Here is a 6,675-nt window from a genome sequence, read left to right as displayed (position 1 = left end):
CAGGAAGTGGGACATCCAACGTCGACAGGCACCAGCGAGCGGCACCGCAGCCGGGTCAGTCCAGCATCGGCACCTGCAGCCCGCGCTCGCGCGCGACCTCCTTGGCCCGGTCGTACCCCGCATCGACGTGGCGCATGACTCCGGTGCCGGGGTCGTTGGTGAGCACGCGCGCGAGCTTCTCGGCGGCGAGCGCGGTGCCGTCGGCGACGGTGACCTGGCCGGCGTGGATCGAACGGCCGATGCCGACGCCGCCGCCGTGGTGGATCGACACCCACGCGGCGCCTGACGCCGTGTTGAGCATCGCGTTGAGCAGCGGCCAGTCGGCGATCGCGTCCGAGCCGTCGGCCATCGCCTCGGTCTCGCGATAGGGCGAGGCGACCGAGCCCGAGTCGAGGTGGTCGCGCCCGATGACGATCGGCCCGGAGAGCTCGCCCGACGCCACCATCTCGTTGAACTTCAGGCCCGCGAGGTGGCGCTCCTGATACCCGAGCCAGCAGATGCGGGCGGGCAGGCCCTCGAAGTGCACGGCGTCGCCGGCCTTCTCGAGCCAGCGCACCAGGCCGGCGTTCTCGGGGAAGAGCTCCATGACGGCGCGGTCGGTCTTGCGGATGTCCTCGGGGTCGCCCGAGAGCGCGACCCACCGGAACGGTCCGCGGCCCTCCGCGAACTGCGGACGGATGTACGCCGGCACGAAGCCGGGGAACGCGAAGGCGCGCTCGAACCCGCCGAGCTGCGCCTCGGCGCGGATCGAGTTGCCGTAGTCGAAGACCTCGGCGCCGGCATCCTGGAATCCGACCATCGCCGCGACGTGCTTCGCCATGCTGCCGCGCGCGCGGGCGGTGAACCCTTCGGGATCGCGGGATGCCTCGGCCTTCCAGTCCTCGAAGGCGATGCCGACCGGCAGGTAGGCCAGCGGGTCGTGGGCGCTCGTCTGGTCGGTGACGATGTCGACCGCGAGCTCGCCCGCCTTGTGGCGGAGCAGCAGGTCGCCGAAGACCTCCGCGGCGTTGCCGACCACGCCGACGCTGAGCGCCTCGCCGGCCTCCTTGGCTGCGACGACGCGTGCGATGGCCGCGTCGAGGTCGGTCGTGTACTCGTCGAGGTAGCCGTGCTCGACGCGGCGCGCGAGGCGCGACTCGTCGACGTCGACGATCAGCACCGTCCCGCCGTTGAGGGTGACGGCCAGCGGCTGCGCGCCGCCCATGCCGCCGGCGCCGCCGGTGAGGGTCAGGGTGCCCGACAGGTCGTCGCGCCCGAGCGAGCGCGCTACGGCGGCGAACGTCTCGTACGTGCCCTGCAGGATCCCCTGCGTGCCGATGTAGATCCACGATCCGGCGGTCATCTGCCCGTACATCGTGAGGCCGAGCTCTTCCAGCTTGCGGAACTCGGGCCATGTCGCCCAGTCGCCGACGAGGTTCGAATTGGCGATGAGCACGCGGGGTGCCCACTCGTGCGTGCGGAACACGCCCACCGGCTTGCCGGACTGCACGAGCAGCGTCTCATCGGGCTCGAGCTCGTCGAGGGTGCGCACGATGGCGTCGAACGCCTCCCAGCTGCGCGCCGCCTTGCCCGTGCCGCCGTAGACGACGAGGTCTTCGGGGTGCTCGGCGACCTCGGGGTCGAGGTTGTTCATGAGCATGCGCTTCGCGGCCTCGGCGCCCCAGCTCTTGGCGGTGCGCTCGGCGCCGCGAGCGGCGCGGATTGTGCGGGCGGCGGTGTCGGTCGTGGTCATCGTGACTCCTCGGGGGTGTGCGAGTAGGCGGCCGCCGCGACGGCGCCGGAGGCGACGAGCGCGGTCACGGCCTCCATCTCGGGCGACAGGAAACGGTCGGGGCCGGGGCCGGCGACGCCGGCGCCGCGCACGAGGTCGCGCACCGCGCCGGTCGCGGCTCCCGGCTCGAGCGGTGCGCGCAGGTCGAGCGCGCGTGCTCCGGTGAGCACCTCGATCGCGAGCACCCGGGCGAGCCCGTCGATGCCGCGGCGCAGCTTGCGGGCCGCCGCCCATCCCATCGACACGTGGTCCTCCTGCATCGCGGAGGACGGGATCGAGTCGACGGATGCCGGAACCGCGAGCCGCTTGAGCTCCGAGACGATCCCCGCTGCGGCGTACTGCGCGATCATGAGCCCCGAGTCGACGCCGACCTCGTCGGCGAGGAACGGCGGCAGGCCGTGGCTGCGGGCGGGGTCGAGCGCGCGGTCGGTGCGGCGCTCCGAGATCGAGGCGACGTCGGCGACGGCGATCGCGAGGAAGTCCAGCACGTACGCGACCGGCGCGCCGTGGAAGTTGCCGTTCGACTCGACGCGGCCGTCGTCGGTGATGACGGGGTTGTCGACGGCCGCCGCGAGCTCGCGCGAGGCGATCAGCCGGGCGTGCTCGACGGTGTCGCGCGCTGCGCCGTGCACCTGAGGCGAGCACCGCAGCGAATAGGCGTCCTGCACGCGCGTGCACACGGCGGGGTCCTTATGAGACGCGACGATGGGCGATCCCGCGAGCACCGTGCGCAGGTTCGCGGCCGAGACCGCCTGTCCCACCTGGGGCCGCAGCGCCTGAAGGTCGGCGGCGAAGACGGCATCGGTGCCGAGCTGCGATTCGACCGACATCGCCGCCGCGACGTCCGCCGTGTCGAGGAGCATCGACAGGTCGTGGAGTGCGAGCAGCAGCATCCCGAGCATGCCGTCGGTGCCGTTGATGAGGGCGAGTCCCTCTTTCTCGCGCAGTTCGAGAGGGGTGACGGATGCCGCGGCCAGCGCGTCGGCCGCGTCGAGCTCGTCGCCCGAGGCGTCGCGCACGCGTCCTTCGCCCATCGCGGCGAGCGCGACGTGCGACAGGGGGGCGAGGTCGCCGGAGCAGCCGAGCGAGCCGTACTCGCGCACGAGGGGCGTGATGCGGGCGTTGAGCATGGCGGCGTAGGTCTCGACCACGACGGGGCGGACGCCGGTGTGGCCCGTGGCGAGCGTCTGGAGGCGGAGCAGCTGCAGCGCGCGGACGACCTCGCGCTCGACCTCGGGGCCGGTGCCCGCGGCGTGCGAGCGGATGAGGCTGGCCTGCAGCTGCATGCGGCGCTCGGGGGCGATGAAGGTGGTCGCGAGCGCGCCGAAGCCGGTCGAGATGCCGTAGTGCGGGTCGGGGTCGTCGGCGAGGCCCTCGACGAGAGCGCGGGTCGCGGCGACGCGGGCGAGCGCCTCGGGAGCGATCTCGACCGTGGCGCCGTGGCGCGCGACGGCGACGACGTCCTCGGGACGCAGGGGTGCCGCGCCGACGGTGACGACGCCCGAACGGAGGTCGGAGACGGTGGTCATGCGTCGATTCCACACCGCCGGGGTGGCGCGCGACAGGCCGCGGTGGGATCCTGTGTCTGTCATGCCAGACAGCGAAGCGCAGCGCGCGCAGCCCGCGGGCCACCCGCCTCCCCGGCCGCAGGCGCCCCGACCCCAGGTGCCCGCGGCCGATCAGACGCTGCGGATCCTGTCGTTCCTCGCGCGTCAGCGCGGTCCCGTCGCGGCGAGCACGATCGCGACCTCGCTCTCGATCCCCCGGTCGAGCGTCTACCACCTCCTCGCCGCGCTCGAGGTGCACGGCTTCGTGATCCACCTGCCGGCCGAGCGGCGCTGGGGTCTCGGCACCGCCGCGTTCGAGCTGGCGGGCGGGTACTCGCGTCAGCAGCCGCTCGCGCGCCTCGGCCGGCCGCTCGTCGCGGCTCTCGCCGACCGCGCCGGAGAGAGCGCGCACCTCGCCGTCATGACGGGTCGCGACGTGCTCTACATCGTCGAGGAGCGCGCGCCCCGCCGCCCGGCGCTCGTCACCGATGTCGGCGTGCGCCTTCCCGCGCATCTGACCGCGACGGGCCGCGCGATGCTCGCGGCTCTCCCCCGCGAGCAGGTGCGGGCACTGTATCCGGATGCCTCGGCCTTCGCCGATCGCACGGGGCGTGGTCCGTCGCGCCCGGCCGAGCTGCGCGACGTGCTGCGCGAGGTGCGGGCGCGCGGGTGGGCCGTCGAGGACGGCGAGGTCACACTCGGCCTGCGTTCGGTCGGCGTCGCCGTGCGCGACCACGCGGGGTGGCCCGCCGCCGCGATCGCCCTCACGTGGCCGGTCGACGCCGAGCGCGACGAGGCGGCCTTGGGCAGGCTCATCGCCGAGGCGGCCGCCGAACTGGAACGCCGGATCGGCCGCGGCTGAACGCCGGCGAGGTCACCGCACGACGAGCCGCGGCTCGACGAGCACGTGCGCCTCGCCCGCGGCGGCCGGGCGGGGATCGACCGCGTTCCCGGAGGGCCCCATGAGCAGATCGAGCGCGCCCGCGGCGACCTGCTCGGGAAGCTGCTCGACACTGCTCAGGCCGATGGCCTCGGCCGCGGGCGTGTTGTCGAAGCCGACGACGGGCAGCGTCGGCCGGCCCGCCGCCGCGGCGGCGAGATGTGCGCCGATCGCGAGCGAGTCGCTGGCGCACACGATGCCGTCGACGTCGGGATCGCGCGCGAGCAGCTCGGCGGCGACGGTGCGCGCACCTCCGACGCTCTCCTCGCACGAGAGTCGCTCGCCCGCCATCCCGGCTGCGGTCATGGCCTCGCGCCAGCCGCGCTCGCGGTCGTCACCCGTTCCCGAGCCGACGGGCCAGCCGAGGAACGCCGCGCGGGGGCCTGCGACGGCGAGGACGTGCTCGGTGGCGGCGCGCGTGCCGGCGGCGCCGTCGACGTCGACCCACAAGTGCGCGGGATCCGAGACGTCGTCGTCGCCCCACGGGCGACCGAATGCCACGAAGGGCACCGCACGCTCGGCGAGCCAGCGCGTGCGCGGATCGCCGTGGAACGTGCCGGTGATCACGACGGCGTCGATCTCACCGCCGTCGGTCAACTCGCCCATGCGCGCGATCTCCTCGGCGGGGCTGCGTGCCGCGTAGAGCTGGATGCGCATCCCCCGGTCGCCCGCGCGCTCGGTCAGTGCGTGCACGAATCGGTCGAGCACCACGCCCGAGATGCCGCCGGCGTAGGGGTCGAGATGGATGCCGATGGTCGAGCTCCGCCGGGTGCGCAGGCGCCGCGCCGCCATGTGCGGGCGGTATCCGAGCTCCGCGATCGCACGCTCCACCCGCTCTCGCGTGGATTCCTTCACGATCGCCGGGCTGTTGAGCACGTTCGAGACCGTCTGACGCGAGACACCGGCCGCCGCGGCGACGTCCTCGACGGTGGGCAGCCTCGCCATGTGCAGCCTCCTCGCCGGTCCGATCGCGGTATCGCACGTCATCCTATGGGGCTGTCGAGGCCCTTGACAGGACGCCGCCCTGTTTCCTACCGTGAGTCTCGCACGAAACTTTGATCGTTCAAATTGCCTCGCCATCGCGACGGTCATCGGGGTCGAGAGTGACCCGTCACAGCTCATCGAAGGAGAAGAGACTCATGACACGGCACATCACGCGCACCTGGCTCGGGGCGGGAGCCCTGCTCCTGACCGGCACGCTCGCGCTCACCGCGTGCGGCTCCGGCTTCGACGACGACGGCGGCGGCGGCGCCACGGGCGATGGCGAGGCGAGCGAGCTCACGTCGTCCGACGACGCGCTCAGCATCCTCATCGGCTCGTCCGGCGACGCCGAGACGCAGGCCGTCGAGGAGGCGGTCGCCGCATGGTCGGAGGAGTCCGGCGTCGAGGCATCCGTTCAGGTCGCGAACGACCTGCCCCAGCAGCTCTCTCAGGGCTTCGCAGCCGGCTCCCCGCCGGACCTGTTCTACCTCGCGACCGAGGCGCTCGCGGGCTACGCGGGCAACGGCTCGCTCGTCGCCTACGGCGATCTGCTCGAGAACAAGGACGACTTCTACCCGTCGCTGGTGCAGAACTTCACGGTCGACGACCAGTTCTACTGCGCGCCGAAGGACTTCTCGACGCTGCAGCTGATCATCAACAAGGGACTGTGGGATGCCGCGGGCCTGACCGACGACGACATTCCGACGACCTGGGACGAGCTCGCCGATGTGGCGGCGACGCTCACCAGCGACGGCGTGACGGGGCTCGCGTTCGGAGCCGAGTACCAGCGGCTCGGCGCCTTCATGGCGCAGGCGGGCGGGCAGCTCGTGAGCGACGACGGCACCGAGGCCGTCGCGAACAGCCCGGAGAACGTCGAGGCGCTCACCTACGTTCAGGAGCAGATGGACGCCGGCTCGTTCGCGTACGCGACGATCGACCTCGGCGCCGGCTGGGGCGGCGAGGCCTTCGGCCAGGAGAAGTCCGCGATGACCATCGAGGGCAACTGGATCACCGGGGCCATGACGAACGACTTCCCCGACGTCGAGTACGTCGTGGCGGAGCTCCCCGAGGGCCCGGCGGGCAAGGGCACCATGCAGTTCACGAACTGCTGGGGCATGGCCGCCGACAGCCCCAACCAGCAGGCCGCACTCGAGCTGGTGCAGTACCTGACCAGCGCAGAGCAGCAGCTCGCCTTCTCGGAGGCGTTCGGTCCGATGCCGTCGGTGCAGTCCGCAGCAGAGCAGTGGACAGCCGACAACCCCGACATGGCGGCGTTCCTCGCCGGTGCCGACTACGCGAAGGGCGTTCCGACGAACGACGGCATCGCGGCGGTCATCACCGACTTCAACGCCTCGCTCGAGGGGCTGAAGGCCGGCGACCCGCAGGAGATCCTCGACACGGTCCAGTCCAACGTCGAAGCGGTCGTGGGCTGACCG

At 72.7% G+C, this 6,675-nt stretch carries 5 protein-coding genes; 2 read left to right on the top strand and 3 right to left on the bottom strand.

From position 1 onward, the window contains the following. Positions 1-55 precede the first annotated feature (55 nt). Entirely contained in the window at positions 56-1,732 is a 1,677-nt protein-coding gene (gene hutU, locus OB08_RS15695) for a urocanate hydratase (protein ID WP_461476369.1), read from the bottom strand. Further along, positions 1,729-3,300 carry a histidine ammonia-lyase gene (hutH, locus tag OB08_RS15690; protein ID WP_461476367.1) on the bottom strand — a complete coding sequence of 524 codons (1,572 nt, stop codon included), beginning with the start codon at positions 3,298-3,300 and terminating at the stop codon, positions 1,729-1,731. Before hutH ends, hutU begins: the two co-directional genes overlap by 4 nt. Before the next feature lie 61 nt (positions 3,301-3,361). Between hutH and OB08_RS15685 the strand changes: the two genes are divergently transcribed. Further along, positions 3,362-4,180, top strand: a complete 819-nt coding sequence (locus tag OB08_RS15685; protein WP_461476365.1) for an IclR family transcriptional regulator — start codon at positions 3,362-3,364, stop codon at positions 4,178-4,180. Positions 4,181-4,192: 12 nt separating this feature from the next. Here the strand turns inward: OB08_RS15685 and OB08_RS15680 are convergent, their stop codons facing one another. Next, the gene (locus OB08_RS15680; RefSeq protein WP_461476363.1) at positions 4,193-5,203 is read right to left on the bottom strand and encodes a LacI family DNA-binding transcriptional regulator; all 1,011 of its coding nucleotides are present in this window, start codon (positions 5,201-5,203) and stop codon (positions 4,193-4,195) included. Between the two features lie 194 nt (positions 5,204-5,397). On the opposite strand from OB08_RS15680, the gene OB08_RS15675 reads away from it, so the two are divergent. Continuing rightward, positions 5,398-6,672, top strand: a complete 1,275-nt coding sequence (locus OB08_RS15675) for a sugar ABC transporter substrate-binding protein (RefSeq protein ID WP_461476361.1) — start codon at positions 5,398-5,400, stop codon at positions 6,670-6,672. The last annotated feature ends 3 nt before the right edge of the window (positions 6,673-6,675 follow it).

The organism is Microbacterium sp. HJ5 (assembly GCF_054824025.1).
The sequence above is the reverse complement of the archived record's forward strand: the minus strand, read 5'-3'. Positions and strand labels throughout refer to the sequence as shown.

Bases quoted from the DNA above. Each gene is read 5' to 3' on its own strand.
- hutU (WP_461476369.1), bottom strand. From the start codon at position 1,732: ATGACCACGACCGACACCGCCGCCCGCACAATCCGCGCCGCTCGCGGC.
- hutH (WP_461476367.1), bottom strand. From the start codon at position 3,300: ATGACCACCGTCTCCGACCTCCGTTCGGGCGTCGTCACCGTCGGCGCG.
- OB08_RS15685 (WP_461476365.1), top strand. From the start codon at position 3,362: ATGCCAGACAGCGAAGCGCAGCGCGCGCAGCCCGCGGGCCACCCGCCT.
- OB08_RS15680 (WP_461476363.1), bottom strand. From the start codon at position 5,203: ATGGCGAGGCTGCCCACCGTCGAGGACGTCGCCGCGGCGGCCGGTGTC.
- OB08_RS15675 (WP_461476361.1), top strand. From the start codon at position 5,398: ATGACACGGCACATCACGCGCACCTGGCTCGGGGCGGGAGCCCTGCTC.